A 22,994-nucleotide genomic window follows, 5' to 3' on the forward strand; every position below is an offset into this window, starting at 1 on the left:
CGGTATATGGTGCACTCGACAGGATTCGAACCTGTGACCGCTCGGTTCGTAGCCGAGTACTCTATCCAGCTGAGCTACGAGTGCAATTTGTGTTTTTAGACCAGACCACAACTGGCTGTAACCAAGTTATCTGCATTGCTGCAATTAACTCTTAAATGGTGCACTCGACAGGATTCGAACCTGTGACCGCTCGGTTCGTAGCCGAGTACTCTATCCAGCTGAGCTACGAGTGCATTTTGTGTTTTTAGACCAGATCACAACTGGTTGAAGCCGAGTCATTTACATCGCTGTAATTGACTCTTAAATGGTGCACTCGACAGGATTCGAACCTGTGACCGCTCGGTTCGTAGCCGAGTACTCTATCCAGCTGAGCTACGAGTGCATTTGTTGCGCCGCATTATAGCCCGTCTAATCTCTATTCCAACCACTTTTTCTATAAATTTCAACAACTTACAGAAAAAGCCAGATTACAACGTACTAAGCAAATAATGGCGGAGAACGGGGGATTCGAACCCCCGACACCCTTTTGAGGTGTACTCCCTTAGCAGGGGAGCGCCTTCGGCCACTCGGCCAGCTCTCCGCAACACGGGGCGTATATTAACCACCTTCTTCCCCGTTTGCAAACATAAAAATCGATAAAAATTAATGGCTTGGTTCTTCGTCCTTCTCTTTCTTTATACGCAGATAGATTTCTTCACGGTGCACGGCCACCTCTTTCGGGGCATTGACGCCGATACGCACTTGATTTCCTTTGACGCCGAGCACGGTCACGGTGATTTCGCCATCACCGATAATCAGGCTTTCTGCGCACCGACGAGTCAGAATCAGCATACCTTTCTCCTCACGCGAATCATTTCAGGGACAACAGTCTGCAAAAAAAAGGCACCCGACCTACAACCGGAGCGATCGTAGCCCTACATGCCTGAGTATTGACCAGCGCGAGCAAAAGAACAGTTCGGGGGCTCGCGCCATTCAAAAAATAAAGGGCGCGGTCAGACCGCGCCCTTCAGACAACGCATCACTCGCCCTGACGGGCCGGAGCGTCGAGCTCGAAAGCCGTGTGCAGGGCGCGCACGGCCAGTTCCAGGTACTTCTCTTCGATCACCACGGAAACCTTGATTTCCGAGGTCGAGATCATCTGGATGTTGATGCTTTCCTTTGCCAGGGATTCAAACATGCGGCTGGCCACGCCTGCGTGGGAACGCATGCCGACGCCGACGATCGAGACTTTGGCAATCTTGGTGTCACCCACCACTTCACGGGCACCGATCTCGCGAGCGGTGTTTTCCAGCACGGTTTGCGCGGACTGGTAGTCGTTGCGGTGCACGGTGAAGGTGAAGTCGGTGGTGTTATCGTGCGCGACGTTCTGCACGATCATGTCGACTTCGATGTTCGCGGCACTGATCGGGCCGAGAATCTTGAACGCCACGCCCGGGGTGTCTGGCACGCCACGGATGGTCAGCTTGGCTTCATCGCGGTTGAAAGCGATGCCGGAAATGATCGGCTGTTCCATGGTTTCCTCTTCATCAATAGTAATGAGGGTGCCCGGACCCTCCTTGAAGCTGTGCAGTACGCGCAGCGGAACGTTGTACTTGCCGGCGAACTCCACCGCGCGGATCTGCAGCACCTTGGAACCGAGGCTGGCCATTTCCAGCATCTCTTCGAAGGTGATCTTGTCCAGACGCTGAGCAACCGATACCACGCGCGGGTCAGTGGTATAGACACCATCGACGTCGGTGTAGATCTGGCACTCATCAGCCTTCAGCGCAGCGGCCAGCGCCACGCCGGTGGTGTCGGAACCGCCACGACCCAGGGTCGTGATGTTGCCGTGCTCGTCGACGCCCTGGAAACCGGCGACCACCACCACGCGACCTGCTTTCAGGTCACCGCGAATCTTCTGGTCATCGATCTGCAAGATACGCGCTTTATTGTGCGCGCTGTCCGTCAGGATCCGCACCTGGTTGCCGGTGTACGACACCGCCGGCACACCGCGCTTGATCAGCGCCATGGCCAACAGGGCGATCGTCACCTGCTCACCGGTGGAAACGATCACGTCCAGTTCGCGTGGAACCGGTTGATCTTCGCCACTGATTTGCTTGGCCAGATCGATCAGACGGTTGGTCTCGCCGCTCATTGCAGACAGCACAACCACCAGGTCATCGCCGGCATCGCGGAATTTCTTAACCTTGTCGGCGACCTGCTCGATTCTCTCGACAGTGCCGACCGAGGTGCCTCCAAATTTCTGTACGATCAAAGCCATTTCAAAGCCGCCTCTGCCCATGAAGGGCGCCCAATAATCACTCGAACAGCCGCCGGGCCCGCCACTAGACTGCGGGCCCGACGGGCCGTCTTATAAACCCTGCTCGACGAATGGAACGGTCAGCGCCAGTGCGCCATCCAGTGCGCCGGCGTCGACACCGCCGCCCTGCGCCATGTCCGGACGACCACCGCCCTTCCCGCCCACTGCCGCAGCAGCCTGTTTCATCAAATCACCGGCTTTGAGTTGGCCAGTCAGGTCCTTGGTTACACCTGCAACCAGTACGACCTTTTCCTCATGGACACTGCCGAGCAGGATCACTGCGCGGCCGAGTTTGTTTTTCAGCTGATCGACCAGCGCCAGCAGCGCCTTGCCGTCCTGACCATCCAGACGCACGGCCAGCACTTTCACGCCCTTGACGTCCACAGCCGAAGCCGACAGATCGTCGCCGGCAGCGGCAGCGGCCTTGGCCTGCAACTGCTCGAGCTGCTTTTCAAGCGCACGGTTGCGCTCCAGCACCGCCGACAGCTTGTCGATCAGGTTGTCGCGGCTGCCCTTGACCAGGCTGGCCGCTTCCTTGAGTTGTTCTTCAGCAGCGTTCAAGTAAGCCAGCGCCGCAGCGCCAGTGACCGCTTCGATACGACGCACGCCCGATGCCACACCGCCTTCGCTGATGATTTTCAGCAGGCCGATGTCGCCGGTACGGTTGGCGTGGATACCGCCGCACAGTTCAACGGAGAAATCACCGCCCATGCTCAGCACGCGCACGTTGTCACCATACTTCTCGCCGAACAGCGCCATCGCGCCTTTCTGCTTGGCGGTTTCGATGTCGGTTTCTTCGGTTTCAACGGCGGAGTTCTTGCGGATCTCGGCGTTGACGATGTCTTCCAGCGCCTTGATCTGCTCAGGCTTGATCGCTTCGAAGTGACTGAAGTCGAAACGCAGGCGCTGACTGTCGACCAGCGAGCCCTTCTGTTGAACGTGGTCGCCCAGCACTTTGCGCAGCGCAGCGTGCAGCAAGTGAGTGGCCGAGTGGTTCAGCGAAGTGGCGTGACGCACGTCGGCCTCGACGTGGGTTTCCACCGGTGCGCCAACGATCAGGCTGCCCGACGCCAGTACACCGTGGTGCAGGAACGCGCCGCCGGTCTTGGTGGTGTCGCGCACGTCGAAACGGCTGTTGCCGGCCTGCAGGTAACCGCAATCGCCGACCTGGCCGCCGGATTCGGCGTAGAACGGCGTTTGGTTCAGCACCACAACGCCTTCCTGCCCTTCACTCAAGACGTCCACGGACTGGCCATCTTTATAGAGAGCAACGACTTTCGCCGAACCGCTGGTGGCGTGATAACCGGTGAACTCGGTGTCGACGTCAACCTTGACCAGGCTGTTGTAGTCCAGACCGAACGAGCTGGCGGAACGTGCACGGACGCGCTGGGCTTCCATTTCACGCTCGAAGCCGGCTTCGTCGATGGTCAGGCTGCGCTCGCGGGCGATGTCTGCGGTCAGGTCCATCGGGAAACCGTAGGTGTCGTAGAGTTTGAACACCACGTCGCCCGGCACCACGTCGCCTTTGAGCTCGGCCAGATCCTGCTCGAGGATTTTCAGGCCCTGCTCCAGGGTCTTGGCGAATTGCTCTTCTTCGGCTTTCAGTACGCGTTCGATGTGCGCCTGCTGGGATTTCAGTTCCGGGAACGCTTCGCCCATCTCGGCCACGAGAGCGGCAACGATCTGGTAGAAGAAGCTGCCCTTGGCGCCCAGCTTGTTACCGTGACGGCAGGCGCGACGGATGATCCGGCGCAGCACATAACCGCGACCTTCGTTGGACGGCAGTACGCCGTCGGCAATCAGGAAGCCGCAGGAACGGATGTGGTCCGCCACGACTTTCAGGGACGCCTGGTTGTCGTTGCTGCAGCCGATGGCCTTGGCCGATGCGGCCAGCAGGCTCTGGAACAGGTCGATTTCATAGTTCGAGTGAACGTGCTGCAACACGGCACTGATCCGCTCAAGACCCATGCCGGTGTCCACCGACGGGGCTGGCAGCGGGTGCAACACGCCGTCGGCGGTGCGGTTGAACTGCATGAACACGTTGTTCCAGATTTCGATGTAACGGTCGCCGTCTTCTTCCGGCGAGCCCGGCGGGCCACCCCAGATGTCGGCGCCGTGATCGTAGAAAATCTCGGTGCAAGGACCGCACGGGCCGGTATCGCCCATGGTCCAGAAGTTGTCGGAGGCGTAAGGCGCGCCCTTGTTGTCGCCGATGCGCACCATGCGCTCGGCCGGCACACCGACTTCCTTGGTCCAGATGTCGTAGGCCTCGTCATCGCTGGCGTAGACGGTGACCCACAGTTTTTCCTTCGGCAGGTTCAGCCACTTCTCGGAGGTCAGGAAGTTCCAGGCGTAGGTGATGGCATCACGCTTGAAGTAGTCGCCGAAGCTGAAGTTACCCAGCATTTCGAAGAAGGTGTGGTGACGGGCGGTGTAACCGACGTTTTCCAGGTCATTGTGCTTGCCGCCGGCGCGCACGCATTTCTGGCTGGAGACGGCGCGGGTGTACGCGCGCTTTTCCTGGCCCAGGAAGCAGTCCTTGAACTGGTTCATCCCCGCGTTGGTGAACAGCAGGGTGGGGTCGTTGCCCGGAATCAAAGAGCTGGAGGCTACACGGGTGTGGCCTTGCTCTTCGAAGAAGCGAAGGAAGGCTTCACGGATTTCTGCGCTTTTCATTAGGTTCTTCCACGGAGGCTGCGGCCAAAGGCCTGTACGAAACGTCAACAGACGAAACGACGGCAAAGGGCCGCATTATATCGGCCCTGCGCGCGGGGTACAGCGTGTTTATACGATAGAAACGGTCAATTGGGCCGCTAACGCTGTCACTTGCGCGAAAACTCGACGAATGTCGCGATCACTTGCTCGATTTGCGAGCGATTGACGTCCATGTGCGTGACCATCCGCAGACGGGCGGCAGCGCTCAATTTGATCCCGCGCTCGGCGGCAAAGGCCTTGATCGCCTCGGCGCGGTCGCCCATCTGCACGTAAACCATGTTGGTCTGCACCGGCTCGACACTGAAACCGGCCTCGCGCAGGCCTTCGGCCAGCAACTGCGCGTTGGCATGGTCGTCGGCCAGACGCTCCACATTGTGATCCAGCGCATACAGCCCCGCCGCCGCCAGCAGTCCGGCCTGACGCATGCCGCCACCGACCATTTTGCGCAGGCGCCGGGCCTTTGCAATCAACGCCGACGAACCGCACAGCACTGAACCGACCGGCGCGCCGAGGCCTTTGGACAGGCACACCGAGACCGAATCGAAATACTGGGTGATTTCCCGGGCATCGACTCCGAGCTTGACCGCCGCGTTATACAGCCGCGCGCCGTCCAGATGCAGTTGCAGGCCATTGTCCTGAGTGAACTGACGGGCCCTGGCCAGATATTCCAGCGGCAGCACTTTGCCCTGCATGGTGTTTTCCAGCGCCAGCAGGCGGGTGCGGGCGAAGTGGAAGTCATCAGGCTTGATCGCCGCTGCCGCCTGATCCAGGTCCAGCGAGCCATCGGCCTGCACTTCCAGCGGCTGCGGCTGGATCGAACCGAGCACCGCTGCGCCGCCGCCTTCGTACTTATAGGTGTGCGCCTGTTGACCGACGATGTATTCGTCACCGCGCTCGCAGTGCGCCATCAAGCCCAGCAGATTGCTCATGGTGCCGGTCGGGACGAACAGCGCGGCGGCGAAACCCAGTCGTTTTGCCAGTTCCGCTTCCAGACGATTGACCGTCGGATCTTCGCCATACACGTCATCGCCGGTGTCGGCGCGGGTCATCGCGTCGAGCATGGCGGGGGTCGGTTGAGTGACGGTGTCGCTGCGAAGATCGATAACGCTCATGAACCTGGCCTCAAGTCAGCAGGGAAAATCCCTTTTCGAAGACGAATTACTGCGGGCATGGCGCGGATTAATCAACCCTTGCGCAAGGAAAAGTCGTTTTCACGCTTCGAATAATCAGATGGCAATCATCACAAAGGCGCAATGCACGGCCTGGCAATCTGTGTTAAAAACGCTGCGCCGCCCGATAAAGGGCGGCGAAACGTTCTCAGGGCGGGGTGCAATTCCCCACCGGCGGTAATTGCGCGCAATGCGCATAGCCCGCGAGCGCTTGGTGACGGGCACGGCAAAAGCCGTGAGCGGCGGCAAGGTCAGCAGACCCGGTGTGATTCCGGGGCCGACGGTCACAGTCCGGATGAAGAGAGAACGGGATTGACGCCAAAGGGCCGTCCGCCGTGTATGCGCGAGCGTGCGTACCCTTGAATCCCTTTCGATTCATAACGCCCTGTTTTTCACACAAACAGGAGTCAGAACATGCAACCCACCGCTATCGACAGCAAAAGCAAACACCCTCACGGCGAGCGCGTCGCGTTCATCCAGGCCTGCTGGCACAAGGAAATTGTCGACCAGAGCCGTAAAGGCTTCCTCGCCGAAATGATCGCTCAGGGCTATCAGGAATCGGACATCGATTTCTTTGAAGTCGGCGGCGCCTTTGAAATGCCCCTGCACGCCAAGCTGCTGGCCAAGACCGGTCGTTATGCCGGTATCGTCGCGGCGGCCCTGGTGGTGGACGGCGGGATCTACCGTCACGAGTTCGTCGCCCAGTCGGTGGTCAGCGGCCTGATGCAGGTGCAGCTGGAAACCGAAGTGCCGGTGTTCTCGGTGTCGCTGACCCCGCACCACTTCCATGCCGGCGAAGAGCACCAGAAGTTCTTCTTCGAGCATTTCGTGCACAAGGGTCAGGAAGCGGCGAAGACCTGCGCCGATACGCTGCAGAAGGTGCGTGCGTTGCGTCGTACCGAGCCGCGTGCTGTAGCGGTCTGACCCCACAATGATCGTTCCCACGTCGAGGCGTCGAACCGTCTGCGTGGGAACGCCTCAATGGACGCTCTGCGTCCGCTTTGGGACGCGGAGCGTCCCGGGCTGCATTCCCACGCGGAGCGTGGGAACGATCATCAGGCAAGATTTTCGTCAGTGGTCGGCACGATCAGAATGCCTGCCCGCAGGCCGTTCTTGACCTTGGGATTGGGGAAGATGATCCGCGCGCCCTGCTCCTCAATGATCCAGCGGGTATTGGCCAGGTCTTCGGCCAGCACATAACCCACATCCAGTTCCGAAAAGTTTTCGATGTCCGCCGGCAGGTTCAGCCGGAACGCATCGCTGTGCTTGATGATTTCCCGGGCCACGCTGAACAGTTGCAGACCGTCCAGGCCCTGCTCGGCCATCTCCGGTTCGGTGCCTTCGATGATCTGCTTCAGGCGGGTTTCCAGCAGCGACACATTGACCCCGGCGTTCTGCCCGAATGGCCGCGCCTTGCCCAGTTCCAGGGTGAAGGACTCGGCCCCCAGCTTGTCGTAGGTGTAAGAGCTGAACACGATCGACGGTTTGTTCTGCAGCAGCACCGCTTCCATGCCGGCGGCGCGCAGGCGTGCCAGTTCGAGGCGGGAATGCTGGCGACCTTCCTTCCACGGATACAAAGCGAACTGCTCGATCTTCGAACCTCGAATCGCCGTGTGCAGGTCGTAGTGCAGGCGCTGACGATCAGGAAGGCTGAAGAAACTTGCCGCCAGCCGTTCCAGCTCGCAGGCACGCAGGGCTTCGGAACCGCTGCTTTGTTCGTGACGGCCATTGAACAGCCGATTGACGTCCTGCTCGACGAAACGCTCGCCCTTGCGAATCGCTTCCGGGTTGCCGAACAGGAACAGAATGCGTGCGCGCGGCTTCAGATCGCCGCGAGCGATGTCATGCAGCAGCCGGTCGAGCAGTTCGATCGGTGCCGTTTCATTGCCGTGGATGCCTGCCGACAGCAGCAGGTCCAGGCCATTGTCGCGCGCTTCGGGTGGCCGGACTTCCAGCGCCCCCTCGCTCAACCAGCGCATGCGCACGCCTTCGACAGTCAGTTGAGTCTTCTCCGCCGGTTCGCGGCCGGCGAGGGTCAGTTCAAGCAGTTTGCCGAGGGCGAGCATAGAGCGTTTCCTTAGTGGTCGTGATTGCAATCCGGGCCGTGCACGTGGCCGTCATCGTCACCGAGGTCAGCCGGTTCCATCTCCAGTTGCAGACTTACCAGATTAGTCGCCAATGGGCGCAACAGCAGGTTGGCGTACTCTTCGTCGCCCTCTTCGACGTCCACGCCGATCAACAGTTGGCCGCGGCCGTCCTGCTGGATCCACAGCTCTTTGCCTTGCCACATGACCGCGACGCGGGTGCAGGAAGTTTGCAGTTGCGTGCCGTCAGTGTCTTCAAGGATCAGCTGCAGGGAATCGCTCATGTTTTACGCTCTCTTGGGGAGATGGAACCGTTCGCCGCGACGAGGCGGCGTATCGGTCATCAATTGATCTGGAATGGATAAACCGCGCCCAGTTTAAGGATTTGCGTCAGTTCATCCAGTGCCGTCCGGCATTCAAGCAGCAATTGCGGATCCGCCAGATCAGTTTCGGTCAGGCGATCGCGGTAGTGCTTTTCAACCCATGCGGTCAACGAACCGTACAACGGGGCGGTCATGATAACCCCTGGGTTGACGGCCGCCAGCTCGGTTTCGTTGAGCGCGACGCGCAGTCGCAGGCACGCCGGGCCACCGCCGTTCTGCATGCTTTGCTTGAGGTCGAAGACTTTCACTTCACGGATCAGGCCGCCGGAGCTGGTCAGGCCTTGCAGGTAATTCCATACGCGCTCGTTGCCACGGCACTCTTCCGGCACGATCAGCAGCATCGAACCGTCAGGACGCGACAGCAACTGACTGTTGAACAGGTAGGAACGCACCGCGTCATCCACGGTGACCGCCGAACGCGGCACGCAGACCGACTGGAACTTGCCGCCGACCTTGGCCAGTTTGGCTTGCAGTTCGGCCAGCATCTGATCGGTGTCGAGGAACGCGTCCTCGTGGTAGAACAGCACCTCGCCGTTGCCCACCGCGATCACGTCGTTGTGGAACACGCCCTGATCGATAACCGCCGGGTTCTGCTGCGCATAGACCACGCCATCGTCACTCAGGCCGTGCAAACGAGCGACTGCTTGCGAGGCTTCGAGGGTCTGGCGCGCCGGATACTTTTGCGGTGCCGGATAGCGGGTGTCGAACGCACTGCGACCGAACACGAAGAACTCGACGCCAGCCTCGCCGTACTCACGGCAGAAACGCGTGTGGTTCGCTGCGCCTTCGTCACCGAATTGCGCCACCGCCGGCAACGCGGCGTGGTGAGCGAAGTGTTGCTGGTTGGCGAACATCGCGCCCAGCACGCGACTGGTGGTCGGGTGCTCGATGCTGCGGTGGTATTTGCAGTTCAGGTTGGCGGCGGTGAAGTGCACGCGACCGTCAGCGGTGTCGGCACTCGGGCTGACCGTGGCGGCGTTGGCCACCCACATGCTCGACGCCGAGCAACTGGCGACCAGCAGCGGCATCGCTTCTTTGGCGGCGCGCTCGATCACCTGAGCGTCGGTGCCGCTGAAACCCAGACGGCGCAAGGCAGCCACGTCCGGACGCTCCTGCGGTGCGAGAACGCCCTGCTGAAAGCCCATTTCCATCAGCGCTTTCATTTTCGCCAGGCCTTGCAGCGCCGCTTCCTTCGGGTTCGAGGATTGCTGGCTGTTGCTCTGGGACGCAACGTTGCCGTAGGACAGACCACCGTAGTTATGGGTCGGCCCCACTAGACCGTCAAAATTGACTTCATAGGATTTCATCAGCGAGGCTCCACGAGAATCTGTTTTTATAGGCATCAAATAACAATCGAGTGCAATCGAGGCGCGACGCGCCTCACACCATCTTCACGCCAGGCGTCAGGGCCGCCGGCAACACCAGGCTCGGGGTTTCCAGCGAGGCCACCGGGTATGCGCAGTAATCCGCCGCGTAGTAGGCGCTGGCGCGATGGTTGCCCGAAGCGCCGACACCGCCGAACGGTGCGCTGCTCGCGGCACCCGTCAGTTGCTTGTTCCAGTTGACGATCCCGGCACGGCTTTCCAGCCAGAACTGCTGGTAGCGCTCTTCGGAATCCGACAGCAGGCCAGCGGCCAGGCCAAACGCGGTGTTGTTGGCTTCGGCAATCGCGGCTTCGAAATCGGTGTAGCGAATCACTTGCAGCAGCGGACCGAACAGTTCTTCGTCGGAACGATCGGCAACCGCCGTCACATCAACGATGCCCGGAGTCAGCAGCGCCGACTGCGCCTGCGGTTGAGTCATCGCCAGCAGCGACACTGCGCCATTGGCCAGCAGATGCGCCTGGGCATCCATCAAGGCTTTTGCCGCGCCAAGGGAAACCACCGAGCCCATGAACGGCGCCGGCTGCTGGTCGAACGCGCCGACCTCGATGGTCGAGCTGACTTCCACCAGACGCTTGAGCAGGCTGTCGCCCCACGCGCCTTCCGGCACCAGCAGACGCCGGGCGCAAGTGCAACGCTGACCGGCGGAAATGAACGCCGACTGAATGATCGTGTACACCGCTGCGTCGAGGTCGGCGACCTGATCGACCACCAGCGGGTTGTTGCCGCCCATTTCCAGCGCAAGGATCTTGTCCGGACGACCTGCGAACTGCTGGTGCAGGTGATTGCCGGTACGGCTGGAACCGGTGAAGAACAGACCGTCGATGCCCGGGTTCGCCGCCAGAGCGATACCGGTTTCGCGGGCGCCTTGCAGCAGGTTCAGGACACCGGCCGGCAGACCGGCTTCAATCCAGCACTTGACCGTCAGCTCGGCGACTTTCGGGGTCAGCTCGCTTGGTTTGAACAGCACGCTGTTACCGGCCAACAGCGCCGGCACGATGTGGCCGTTCGGCAAATGACCAGGGAAGTTGTAAGGGCCGAACACCGCGACCACGCCGTGGGGCTTGTGGCGCAATACGGCGGTGGCGTCGCCCAACGGGCCGCTCTTCTCGCCGGTACGTTCGCGGTAGCTCTGCACCGAGATCGCGATCTTGTTGACCATGCTGGTGACTTCGGTCGCGGCTTCCCACAGCGGCTTGCCGGTTTCCTCACCGATGGTGCGGGCCAGTTCGTCAGCGTGATTTTTCAGTGCAGCGGCGAACGCTTCGAGCACGCTGATGCGATCTTCCAGGGTACGCCGGGCCCAGCTTGGGAATGCCTGACGCGCAGCCTGCACGGCCGACTCGACCTGAGCGGCGGTGGCGCCCTCCCCCGACCACAGCACTTGCTGGGTCACCGGGTTCAACGATTGAAAGGCCTCGCCCTGACCGGCCAGCCACTCACCTGCGATGTATAGCGAATTCATTATTTCGACTCCCGGGCAGCGGACAACGCCACGGCGCGAACCTGATCGCCAGCGTTGAGTTGAAGACGTTTGGCGGTCAGCGGATCGACCACCAGGGTGCCGGCGGCCAGACGGGCCGGCGCAGCCGTGATGCGGCAATCTTCGCGTTTGCGGTTATGGATGATGAACGGCGTGGCGTCGTCGCCCGGCGTGCCGATGGCCAGCACCAGCGCCTCGCTGTCACGCACCGCGCGGATCTTGCTGGTCTCGCACTCGATGGCCGGGCCGGCATCGAAGATGTCGACGTAACCCTGATAGCTGAAGCCTTCACTCTTGAGCATCGCCAGCGCCGGCTCGGTGTCCGGGTGCACCTGACCGATGACGTTGCGCGCGTCCGGCGACAGGAAGCAGGTGTACAGCGGGAATTTCGGCATCAGTTCGGCAATGAATGCCTTGTTGCCGACACCGGTCAAATAATCGGCCTGGCTGAATTCCATCTTGAAGAAGTGACGGCCCAGGCTTTCCCAGAACGGCGAACGACCGGCGTCATCCGACACGCCGCGCATCTCGGCGATGATCTTGTTGCCGAACAGCTCCGGGAATTCGGCGATGAACAGCATCCGCGCCTTGGACAGCATGCGGCCGTTGAGGCCGGTGCGGTAATCGGCGTGCAGGAACAGCGAGCACAGCTCGGAGTTGCCGGTCAGGTCGTTGGCCAGGAACAGCGTCGGGATCTCGCGATAGATGTTCAGCTCCTGCGAGGCGCTGACGGTCAGGCCGACGCGGAAGTTGTACCAAGGCTCGCGCAGACCGACGGCGCCGGCGATGGCGGAAATCCCCACCACGCGACCGTTGTCGTCTTCGAGCACGAACAGGTAGTCCGCGTCGCCACGGCCGGCTTCACCGCGAAAGGTCTTCTCGGCCCAGCCGACCCGGTGGGTCAGGCGCTCTTCGTTGGCCGGCAAGGTGGTCAGGCCGGTGCCGGTGCTGCGGGCCAGGTCGATCAGAGCGGACAAATCGCTGCTGCGTACGGGACGAACAATCATGCTATCTCCTCAAACGGGCCGCCGTGGCCACCCGTGAAACTCGCTAAGGCGTTAAACCGCCACCAGGCGCACGCTGGCACCTTCACCGACGCCCAGGGCTTCGGCCGCTTCCAGATCCAGGGTCACCGGTTTGCCGGGCGCGTAATCCAGCTCAAGCAATACCGCGCGGTAATCCTGCAACTGGGCGTTGGCCACCAGATACTGGCGCCCGGCACCTTTGACCGGCTCGCCGAGCTTCACCGGCACCACACGGCTCTGGGCGATCGAACGGATCCCCGAAACACGCGCATGCAGGGTCGGGCCACCGTCGAAGATGTCGATGTAGTGATCGGTCTCGAAGCCTTCACGCATCAGGATGTCGAAGGTGATCTGCGCACGCGGGTGTACCTGGCCCATCGCTTCCTGAGCGGAGTCCGGCAGCAGCGGCACGTAGATCGGGTAATGCGGCATCAACTCGGCGAGGAACGTACGGCTTTTCAGGCCACACAGGCGCTCGGCCTCGGCGTAGTTCAGGTCGAAGAAGTTGCGACCGATGGCGTCCCAGAATGGCGAGTCGCCGTTCTCGTCGCTGTAACCGACGATCTCGGTCACCACCGAATCGGCGAACCGCTCAGGGTGGCTGGCGACGAACAGCAGACGGCCACGAGAGTTGAGCTCAGACCACGGCGAACCCACCAGCTCGCGCTGCACGTAGAAACTGGTCAGCAAGCTGTTGCCGGTCAGGTCATGGCATTGCGAGAGGACGTGGATCTTGTTGTGGATCTTCAGCTCGCGAGAGGCATGCACGAAGGTCTCGTTGCGAAAGCTGTAGAACGGCTCGGAATAACCGGCCGAAGCAACGATTGCCGAGCAGCCCACCAATTTGCCGGTGGCGGTGTCTTCGAGGACGAAGAAATAACTCTCCTCGCCGTTGAAGCTCACTTCGGCGGCAAACGAGGCTTCGCTCGCAGCGATCTTGTCGCTCAGGCGTTCAACGTCATCCGGCAAGGAAGTGACACCAATCGGGCTGTCCGCAGCCAGACGCTGTACCTCGCCCAGATCAGCCATTTGCGCGGGGCGCATCACCAGCATGGTGTCACTCCTTTCTCTACTTCAGGTCGGCGAAAGCGCCGACTCGGGAAAAAAATGCCGGGCAGGCCCGGCACAGGAAAATGGTCCCGGCGCCTGTCGATCACGACAGACGCCGGGCGGTCTTGCATGAATCAGGCTTGCGTCAGTTTCGCGGCAGCACGTTCGAAGCGATCCAGACCGGCGTCGATGTCCGCGTCTTCAACCACCAGGCTCGGGGCGAAACGGATCACGTCCGGGCCGGCCTGCAGAATCATCAGGCCTTCTTGTTCAGCGGCGTTGAAGATGTCCTTGGCCTTGCCTTTCCAGGCATCGCTCAGCACGCAACCGATCAGCAGACCGAGACCGCGCACCTGGGTGAACAGGCCGTACTTCTCGCCGATCTGCTGCAGGCGGGTCTTGAACTTGTCGTGCTTGGCGTTGACGCCGTTCAGCACCTCAGGGGTGTTGATCACGTCAATCACTGCCTCAGCCACGGCGCACGCCAGCGGGTTGCCGCCGTAAGTGGTGCCGTGAGTGCCGACGACCAGATGCTTGGCCAGCGCTTCGGTGGTCAGCATCGCGGCGATCGGGAAACCGCCGCCCAGGCTCTTGGCGCTGGTCAGGATGTCCGGAACCACACCGAAATGCTGGTAGGCGAACAGGTTGCCGGTGCGGCCCATGCCGGTCTGCACTTCGTCGAACACCAGCAACGCGTTGTTCGCGTCGCACAGTTCACGGGCGCCTTGCAGGTAAGCCAGCTCGGCCGGCAGCACGCCGCCTTCACCCTGGATCGGCTCCAGAACGACCGCGCAGGTCTTGTCCGAAACAGCGGCTTTCAGCGCCGCCAGATCGTTGTACGGCACGTGGGTGATGCCACTGATCTTCGGGCCGAAACCGTCGGAGTACTTCGACTGGCCACCGACGTTCACGGTGAACAGGGTGCGGCCGTGGAAGCTGTTGAGCGCGGCGATGATTTCGTATTTTTCGGTGCCGAAACGGTCGAACGCGACGCGACGGGCCAGCTTGAAGGCCGCCTCGTTGGCTTCGGCGCCGGAGTTGCAGAAGAACACGCGCTCGGCAAAGGTGGCGTCGATCAGCTTGTGCGCCAGACGCAGAGCCGGCTCGTTGGTGAACACGTTGGACACGTGCCACAGCTTGTTCGCTTGCTCGGTCAAGGCACCGACCAGCGCCGGATGCGCGTGACCCAATACGTTGACGGCGATACCGCCGGCGAAGTCGATCAGCTCGCGGCCGGCCTGATCCCAGACGCGGGAACCGGCGCCACGCACCGGAATGAAAGCGGCAGGCGCGTAGTTGGGAACCATAACCTGGTCGAAATCGGCGCGTTGTACCGCAGCGTGCTCAACGGACATCGGAGTCTCCTGATGAGGGCCACCCGCCTGAAACTGGCGAGCGATGGGGGGATTGTAAGGACAGTTTTGTGCCCGGCCTTGTCGCCAAGCGACAACTTCTTATAGCGCAAACCCCGGATTTTCCCGGGTTTACGGCAATGCGACATATACCGTCGCAAAGGCGCAGTTTAAACCGTCGACGACAATTGCAGCAGGCCCGAGAAGATATCAATTGCAGGCCACAGCGAGGTCATATCTATATACCGCACCCCGCTCGGGACTTTTTGATTTGCTTGGCTCATTTCCAGACGCCAAGGCGCAATCCCATGCAATCACCGACCGAACCGCAACCGGGCGTCATACCCGGCAATTCCCCCTCACACTATCAACTTCTGGTGGATGCGATCCCCGAATGGCTGAGCCAGGCCTCTTCCAGCCGGCGCGCGGCGTTGAAGAACAACCGCCGCCCGGTCACCGACAGCATCAGGAAAGCCCCCCAGGCACAGCACGATCAATTGCGCGCCGCGATTGCCGGGCATATGCAGGTGCAAAACGGCATCGACCAGAGACTTGAGCAAGTGCAGGACGCCAGCGCTTATGCCGAGCCCCTGCTCAAGGCGGCACTCAAGTCACGATTCGGCCTGGAGCTGGATGTGAAGGAGACCTTCCTGCGCCTCTATCTGCCTGCCACCACGCCCATTTTCGGCATCAGGACAGGTGTGCGCAGCTGGACGGTTTCCCTGATCGATGCCGCACTGCACAACTTCCAGAAGGACGAGACCCGGGACGAGGCCTACGACACGGACTCCGGTTTCATCACTCGCCCGTCCCAGACCGGCCAGTTCGAAACCTTGCCGCAGATCCGCGCGAAGATCAGCATTCCCGCCTTCATCAGCCTCTGCCGGGAGCTGGATATCGGCGCCAGCTATAAGGCCTATCTTGAAGACTGTCTGGGCATCTCCAACCCGGTCGTTGCCGCCATCCTGCCCGACAGGCTGAGGGAGAGTCAGAAAACCGCCCTGAAAGCGGCCCTGCAACTGGCACGCATCAACGGAGACATCGGCGAGAACTGGTTGCGGCTGATCAACGGGATGCTCGACGGCATACAGGGCATGCGCATCAACGGTCACACCTTGCGCTGCCAGGATTTGACGATGATGTCGGCCCCCCTCACCGGCATCGTGGTTTTCGCGGCGGATCTGGAACAGGCGAGGGTCGCACTCGGAGTAGTGGCCTACATACCGGGCGACCCGGAACACCCGATCAAGGAGTACGCCTCGAGTGCGGACATGGAAAAGGAACTGGCCCGCCAGTTGCGTTCGCCGGAGTACCAACGCTTTTTTGTCCAGTTCGTCGCCCATGAACAACGAGGGCATTTCCTTGCCGATCTGAACCGGCGCCTGAGCCAGGTGAAATGGCATAAACCGGAGCCAGGCAGCCAACTGCCCTCCTGGCGAGACACACCGATCGAAAAGCCCAAGCTGCAACTGGCTGTCTCGCCCATCACCGGAGACCTCTGGGAACACCTCTACCAACGCAAACTGAATAAAATACTCAACGACGCGGCCACCCTTGCCGTCCCGACTGCCTACGCCGACCGAAAAGCGCGCTGGGCGCTTTGGGATTCCCTCGTCGACATAGCCTCCTCGATCCTGCAGATCGCCTCGTTTGTCGTGCTGCCCTTCGTGCCGTTCCTGGGCGAAATGATGATGGCTTACATGGCCTGGCAATTTCTCGACGAGGTCTTCGAAGGCATTGTCGACTGGGCCGAAGGGGCAGTCACCGAGGCCGGCGAACAATTGTTCAGCGCCCTCGAATCGCTGGTTCAACTGGGAGCCTTCGCCATCGGCGGCGGCATCGCCATGACGGAGCTGCCCAAGGTACTGCCACCGAGCGTCGTCTCATTCGCTGACCGGTTCCAGCCCGTCAAATTGCGCAACGGCAAGACCCTGTACTGGAAACCGGACCTCAAACCCTACGAAAGCCCGATCGTGCCCCCAGAAGGTGCCGCACCCGACCAGCAAGGGTTGCACTGGCATCAGGGCAAAAAACTGATGCCGGTCGATCAGAAGCATTACGCGGTCAGCGATCACGCCCATCCCGACAAGTTGCAGATCGAACACCCGACCCGACCGGATGCTTACCGCCCGGTCGTCTTTCATAATGGCGAAGGCGCCTTTCATACCGAACTCGATCGACCGCTGGAATGGGATAAGGCGGTTGCATTGCAGCGTCTGGGTCCGAACATCGAGCCGTTCTCCCCCACCCGTCGCGAACAGATCCTCAAGGTCAGCGGTTGCCACGAAGATGCCTTGCGCAGGATGCACGTCGATCACGAGCGCGTCCCCCCGCTGCTGGCCGACACGATCCAGCGCTTTCGGATCGATCAGGATCTGCAGGATTTCATCAGCAGGATGGCCAGCGACCAGGCCGAGGACTACCTTCGTGCCGATCCGCTGCTGCAGCTCCAGCTGCTCAATGATCAAAAGCTGCTGCCTGGCACCCGACGCCTGCGCCTGATCGATGGGCAAGGAGAAGTTCTCTGGCAATCCTCCGCCGATGAACATCTGCCGATCATTGACCTTCCCCAGGATCGACTGGTCGACGGCGACCTGCTCAAGACCTTGCTGCAGTCGCTCGGCGAACAGGACATCAACGCCCTGCTGGCGGAAGAGTTCGGCCAGATGATCGCCCTGGATGCCCGCACTCGCCAACTGAGAAGCCGGATCGCGCAGATCGCGACATCGCGCCGTACGGCATTGTTCGAGGCACGCTATCAGGCGCTTCAACATCGCGAAGATGCGCTGGTGAAAAAGGTTGCCGTGAAGGAGCCGCACCTGCCCGCCAGGCTCACCGAAGAATTGCTGCACACGGCCACGGGTACCGAACTGCTGGCCATCGACGCCGGAGAATGGCCGGAGCGCCAACAACATCTTGCCACCGCCGCGACCCACGAACTGCGCATCGCCCGTGCCTATGAAGGCCTGGAGCTGGACTCGGTGCACAACCCGGATACCGATACGCTGGCGTTGCACAGTCTCAAAAGGCTGTCGGGATGGTCGAAGGATGTCCGACTCGAAGTCCGGGCCGGATCCCCCGAGGGAGCATTGCTGGACAGCACCGGTCCGCAATCGGCCGCTGTCCGGAAAGTGCTGGTGCGCAGAACCGATGGCCACTGGCAACCGTTTGATGATCAAGGGCTGGAATTGCACGCGCCCACCGATTTCTACACCTGCGTGTTGCAGGCATTGCCGGATGCGCAACGACAGGCCCTGAACCTGCAGATCGGCGAAGGCACAAAACTCAGGCAAGCCATTCGTGACAATCCAGTGGATCGGAACGACCTGCGCCTGACGATTTCCGATATCCCCCAGCAGCCAGAGGTCGTCGACACATTGCGACTGGTCGGTACACAAGGCTATGCCCGGGAAAACCCGCAAAGTCCGCGCACCCTGGAAAACCGCATCAGGCAGGTTTATCCAGGCATGGCGGACGACGATATGCCTGCCATGGTGCAGCACCTTCGAAATCACCCTGACGGCCCGCTCGCGGAACTGTCGCGCCTTCAGCTCGAGTACGCACAACTGGACAGCGACCTGACCCACTGGACGATCAATACTCCGCGGGTCGATCCGGACACAAGACAGGCCCTTTCACCGATCCGACACGCAGCCGCCCAGCGCGACCGCCAACAATTCGCCCATGCAGTGCGTCGCTGCTGGCGCAGGGAAACGTCGGAGCCGGGCGGTTTCCGATTGCAGTTTGCAGAGCCTCTGACGGGCGAACTGCCGGTCCTGAGCGCGAATTTCGATCATGTCACCAGCCTTGAGCTGACAGGCTCCGACAGCAATGGCCAGATCGTCCGATTCCTGCAAGGTTTCACACGCCTGCGACGACTGGCATTGAATCACTTCGACCTGGATGACCTGCCGCACCCGATCACCACCATGACCTCGCTGCGACAACTGAGGCTGCGCCATTGCGGCATTACTCTCACTCCGCAAAACCAGTTGCTGCTGTCATCGCTCAATGAGCTGACCGCCCTTGACCTGCAAGGCAATCCCCTGGGCATCACGATGGACGTCAATGCCCTGTCGGCACTGCATCACCTCAACCTGACCGATACCGGAATTTCCGAATTGCCCCACGGCTTGCTGGCTCACCCACGGATCAAAAGTGTCTGGCTTGCCAACAACCGGCTCACCGTTCTTCCCGAGGTCATGTTCGAGCTCTCCCCCGGCACCACCGCTGGATACGATTTTTCCGGCAACCCGTTTTCCAGCGTCACGCGGGAACGGATAAAGGTCTACTTCAACCGGACAGGCAACCACATGGGCGTGCGGGCCGCACAATCGGAGATCGACCGGACCAAGGCCCTGTTCACCGATCTCAATGATCGTCAGGCCAGTGAGCTGGTCTATCGATTGCCGGGGTCGCTCATTCAAGGGCAGATCCAGCTGACTCGCTGGGAAACCGAGATTGCACAGATGACCGCCGACCTGGCCGCCTGGGTCAGGGACATACCCGACCGCAACCCGCTCACGGGCGAACTGTTCAGCTTCGATGAGCGACTCGCCGAGCACTCGGCGCGAGACGTGTTCGCCGGGCGGCTGGAACGGCTCTGGCGTCATCGCTCGACAGCGCATTCACTGATGAGGGCGGAAGTGTTCACCGCTCAAGCGACGTTCAGGGGGGAGATGCCCGAGCTCACGGCCGATTTCAGCCACATCACCACGCTGTCCATGACCGGCAACAAGGGCATCAGCAGCATCGGCGCCTTTCTGCGCACCTTCCCACGCCTGACCAGTCTGATTCTTCAGGACTTCACACTCGAAGGTGCGTCCCAGTCCCTGGCGCAGCAAAGCGCTCTGACAACGCTGACGTTGAACAACTGCGACTTGAAATTCACCGCCGAAATCCAGGCGGCACTGGCAGCGATGCCCGAACTGGAACTGCTGGAACTGCCTGACAACCCGCTTGGCAGCGCACCCGATCTGAGTGAACTGGGCGAACTGACTTACCTTGACCTGTCCAATACCGGCATCGTGGAGGTGCCGCCCGGCCTGGCGGGTCATCCGAAACTGAAAACCGCGATCATCAGCGAAAACCGCATAACAGAAATTCCCGACGCCTTTTTCTCGCTCCCGGCCCGCGCCAGCGAAGGGCTCGATTTTTCCGGCAACCCGTTGACCGCCGAGACGCGGGAAAGAATCAAGACCTATTCCCGCGAGCACGGCCCGGACTTCGGCGTCCTCGCCGACCCGACGGATATTGGCATCACCAAATCGTTGTTCCCCGGTCTGGACGATGAAGAAGCCAGTGAAGTGTTCTATGGCTTGCCTGGCGATATCGAGCATGGCCGCTCCCGGCTCAGGCACTGGCAGGCGGAGATTGAACAGCTCTCGTCGGACCTCGCGCACTGGATCAATGCGACGCCGACCAGACACCCGATTACCGGGGAGACGATGAGTCCGGCGCAAATGTTCGCGGAGCATACGCAAAGAACGACATTCGCCCGGCAACTGGAACAGTTCTGGCGTGCGAGAACGCCGGACACCCCCAGGCAAAGGAACGACACACTGATCCTGAACGTTGCGCTCATCGGTGACCTGCCTGCCCTGTCGGCGGACTTCAGTCACGTTTCCGACCTCTCGTTCAGAGGCAACAATGCACTGAACGCAATGGACACCTTCCTCGACTCGTTCAGCGGACTGCGGCATCTGGAACTGCATGACTTCTCCTTCAATCAACTTCCCCCGGCCTGTGAACGCATGCCGTCGTTGCAGCGCCTGATCATCGAAAACTGTGCGTTGACATTGACCCCGCAGACACAGGCCAGCCTTTCCTCCCTGAGCCGGCTGCAATACCTGAACCTGAGCCGCAACCCATTGGGCGCCCCGCCCTCGCTGTCGGGCATGACGGCACTGGTGCATTTGCGACTGACAGACACGGCAATCACCCGCCTGCCGGACGGCATGTTCGATCACCCACGACTGAGTGCCGCCATCCTGGACAACAACCTGATCAGCGAGCTGCCCGATGGCGTGTTCAATATCCCGTCACCACACCCCGCGCAACTGAGCTTGACCGGTAATCCGCTGAGTGCGGCCAGCCTCGAACGCATCAAGGTCTACTTCCAGGAGAAACGGCAGAATTTTGGAGTCTTCATGCCTCAAGAGGATCTGGACCGGACCCTGTCGCTCTTTCCAGACCTGGATCGCGAGGATGCCAATCGCGTGCTGTATCTGTTGCCGGGAACGCTTGAGGACGGCCGGATGCAGATTGCGAACTTGGAAACGCAGTGGCAACAACTTGACGAAGATCTCACCGCTTGGGTTGTCGATGTACCCGAGCGCTTCCCGGCCACCGGTGAGTTGCTGAGTAACGATCTGCGACTGGCAGAACAGGCGGATCGCGAAACGTTCTGCCGGGAACTCGAAGCGTTCTGGCGTGAACGGTCGCAAGAACAGCCCGAGATCAGGTCACAGACGCTGAACCTGAATATTGCGTTTGTCGGCGACCTGCCTCCATTGCGCACAGACTTCAGCCATGTGCTGAGCCTGTCGCTCACGGGCAATACGCAACTGCGGGTCAACGACCGGTTTCTCCAGTGTTTCAGCGGGCTCAAGGCGTTGGAGTTACGCGACCTGGGACTGGGACAGTTTCCGCGAGCGATCACCGGGATGCCTGCACTTGAAGAGCTGGTGTTAAGCAATTGCGACCTGGTACTGGACAACGAGGGCCGGACGGCTCTTTCGGCGCTGACCCGACTCACCAGCCTGGATCTCTACCGCAATCCGCTGGGCCGGGCGCCCGATTTGCGACGCATGACAGCCCTTGAGTATCTGGATCTGGCCAGCACCGGCATCCGCGAACTGCCCGAGGGGCTGCTGGATCTGCCGAACATCGAGACCGTGGTACTCAACAACAATCAAATCACTGACATTCCCGTGGGCGTCTTCGAACTGCCAGCCACTGCAGGCGCCGGCTACGACTTTGGGGACAACCCGCTGAGCGCCGGCACTCGTGAGCGCATCAAGGATTACTTTCGTCGCAACGGCGAGGATCTGGGCGTGCTGGCCGAGCCGGCGGATATCGCCCGCGCCCGCACACTGTATCCGGCGCTGGACGATGAGCACGCCAGCACTTTCGTCTATCGTCTGGACGGCACGCTGGCGGACGGCCGAAACGAGTTGACGCGCCTGGAAGCAGAGCTCGAAACGCTGCGGGGAAATCTCGCTGCATGGGAAGCCGACATTCCCGACCATCCGCTGACCGGACTGCCGCTGAGCACGCAGGAGCGCCTGCAAGAGGAATACAACAGGGCGCTCCTCGCGGAAGGGTTGTTGATGTGCTGGCGCAAGATTCCGGTGGAGGGTGGGAGCGTTGCCGAGCATCGATTCACCTCGACCGTTTCGGTTCGGGGTGAACTGCCGACATTGCAGGTCGAGCTCAGCCATGTGTCGGACTTTTACCTGGTCAATACCGCCGACCACTGGCCACGCCTCGGCCGGTTCCTGGACGCGTTTCCCAACCTTGAACATGTCGATATCCGTGGCTACGACCTCGGCACGGTGCCCGAGGCCATCTTCAGGATGAACCGGCTCACCACCCTGAGTCTGCCCGCCTGCCGTATCACCCTGACCCCGCATGAAGTCAACGGGCTGGCCGGGCTGCATTCGCTTGAGCTCCTGCATCTGCAGGACAACCCCCTGACACTGACGCCCGACCTGAGCAATCTGCAGCGCCTGAGCGATCTCGACCTGAGCACCACCGGCATCCGCGAAATCCCCAGGGGCGTGCTCGAAAATCACAACTGGATGGAAATCGACCTGTCAGGCAATGAAATCACCGAAGTTCCGGACGAACTTCTGGAAGTACCGGCCTACATCGGTGATCGTTACGACCTGCGCGGCAACCCCTTCTCCGCCGAGGCCATGAACCGCATTCGTATGTATTACCAGGAAACGGGTCATACGCTGAATGTCGACAACGTGGTCGGACAGCAGGCTCCTGCGACTCGTCCCGGGGTCGCCATAGAAGATTGAAAGGCCTGAAAACGACAACGCC

At 60.9% G+C, this 22,994-nt stretch carries 13 protein-coding genes, 4 tRNA genes and 1 riboswitch; of the genes, 2 read left to right on the forward strand and 15 right to left on the reverse strand.

Annotated elements, in window-relative coordinates:
• Window positions 1-7: 7 nt before the first annotated feature.
• The 8 genes from ACEN93_RS09500 to ltaE all read right to left on the reverse strand — a co-directional run bounded on the left by ACEN93_RS09500 (window position 8) and on the right by ltaE (window position 6,126).
• Window positions 8-84, reverse strand: a tRNA-Arg gene (locus ACEN93_RS09500).
• Between the two features lie 72 nt (window positions 85-156).
• Window positions 157-233: transfer RNA gene (locus tag ACEN93_RS09505), tRNA-Arg, on the reverse strand.
• Between the two features lie 72 nt (window positions 234-305).
• Window positions 306-382 (reverse strand) — tRNA-Arg (locus ACEN93_RS09510).
• A 107-nt stretch (window positions 383-489) separates the two neighbouring features.
• Window positions 490-580 (reverse strand) — tRNA-Ser (locus tag ACEN93_RS09515).
• Window positions 581-642: 62 nt separating this feature from the next.
• Window positions 643-831, reverse strand: coding sequence for a carbon storage regulator CsrA (csrA, locus tag ACEN93_RS09520; protein ID WP_002554426.1), 189 nt, complete (start codon window positions 829-831; stop codon window positions 643-645).
• Window positions 832-1,018: 187 nt separating this feature from the next.
• Window positions 1,019-2,260 carry an aspartate kinase gene (locus ACEN93_RS09525; protein WP_007951048.1) on the reverse strand — a complete coding sequence of 414 codons (1,242 nt, stop codon included), beginning with the start codon at window positions 2,258-2,260 and terminating at the stop codon, window positions 1,019-1,021.
• Between the two features lie 90 nt (window positions 2,261-2,350).
• Window positions 2,351-4,975: an alanine--tRNA ligase gene (gene alaS, locus ACEN93_RS09530; RefSeq protein WP_039772080.1), complete on the reverse strand. Its 2,625-nt coding sequence runs from the start codon at window positions 4,973-4,975 to the stop codon at window positions 2,351-2,353.
• Window positions 4,976-5,121: 146 nt separating this feature from the next.
• Window positions 5,122-6,126 (reverse strand): low-specificity L-threonine aldolase, encoded by a 1,005-nt coding sequence (gene ltaE, locus ACEN93_RS09535; protein ID WP_039772078.1) that lies wholly within the window; start codon window positions 6,124-6,126, stop codon window positions 5,122-5,124.
• Between the two features lie 197 nt (window positions 6,127-6,323).
• Window positions 6,324-6,495: riboswitch (FMN riboswitch) on the forward strand.
• Between the two features lie 102 nt (window positions 6,496-6,597).
• Here ltaE and ACEN93_RS09540 point away from each other — a divergent pair.
• Window positions 6,598-7,107, forward strand: a complete 510-nt coding sequence (locus ACEN93_RS09540) for a 6,7-dimethyl-8-ribityllumazine synthase (RefSeq protein WP_039772077.1) — start codon at window positions 6,598-6,600, stop codon at window positions 7,105-7,107.
• 131 nt (window positions 7,108-7,238) lie between these two features.
• Here the strand turns inward: ACEN93_RS09540 and astE are convergent, their stop codons facing one another.
• The 7 genes from astE to ACEN93_RS09575 form a co-directional block, all read right to left on the reverse strand.
• Window positions 7,239-8,249, reverse strand: coding sequence for a succinylglutamate desuccinylase (gene astE, locus ACEN93_RS09545; RefSeq protein ID WP_007951052.1), 1,011 nt, complete (start codon window positions 8,247-8,249; stop codon window positions 7,239-7,241).
• A gap of 11 nt (window positions 8,250-8,260) precedes the next feature.
• The gene (locus ACEN93_RS09550; RefSeq protein ID WP_011335531.1) at window positions 8,261-8,551 is read right to left on the reverse strand and encodes a hypothetical protein; all 291 of its coding nucleotides are present in this window, start codon (window positions 8,549-8,551) and stop codon (window positions 8,261-8,263) included.
• 59 nt (window positions 8,552-8,610) lie between these two features.
• Window positions 8,611-9,957 (reverse strand): N-succinylarginine dihydrolase, encoded by a 1,347-nt coding sequence (astB, locus tag ACEN93_RS09555; protein WP_495611333.1) that lies wholly within the window; start codon window positions 9,955-9,957, stop codon window positions 8,611-8,613.
• A gap of 73 nt (window positions 9,958-10,030) precedes the next feature.
• Window positions 10,031-11,500 (reverse strand): succinylglutamate-semialdehyde dehydrogenase, encoded by a 1,470-nt coding sequence (gene astD / locus ACEN93_RS09560; protein WP_495611549.1) that lies wholly within the window; start codon window positions 11,498-11,500, stop codon window positions 10,031-10,033.
• Window positions 11,497-12,522 (reverse strand): arginine N-succinyltransferase, encoded by a 1,026-nt coding sequence (astA, locus tag ACEN93_RS09565; protein WP_011335534.1) that lies wholly within the window; start codon window positions 12,520-12,522, stop codon window positions 11,497-11,499. Before astA ends, astD begins: the two co-directional genes overlap by 4 nt.
• A 51-nt stretch (window positions 12,523-12,573) precedes the next feature.
• Window positions 12,574-13,593, reverse strand: a complete 1,020-nt coding sequence (gene aruF, locus ACEN93_RS09570) for an arginine/ornithine succinyltransferase subunit alpha (protein WP_011335535.1) — start codon at window positions 13,591-13,593, stop codon at window positions 12,574-12,576.
• Window positions 13,594-13,724: 131 nt separating this feature from the next.
• Entirely contained in the window at window positions 13,725-14,945 is a 1,221-nt protein-coding gene (locus ACEN93_RS09575) for an aspartate aminotransferase family protein (RefSeq protein ID WP_103386063.1), read from the reverse strand.
• 68 nt (window positions 14,946-15,013) lie between these two features.
• Between ACEN93_RS09575 and ACEN93_RS09580 the strand changes: the two genes are divergently transcribed.
• Window positions 15,014-22,972 carry a dermonecrotic toxin domain-containing protein gene (locus ACEN93_RS09580; protein ID WP_495611334.1) on the forward strand — a complete coding sequence of 2,653 codons (7,959 nt, stop codon included), beginning with the start codon at window positions 15,014-15,016 and terminating at the stop codon, window positions 22,970-22,972.
• Window positions 22,973-22,994 lie beyond the last annotated feature (22 nt).

The organism is Pseudomonas sp. Pseusp21, from assembly GCF_059492145.1.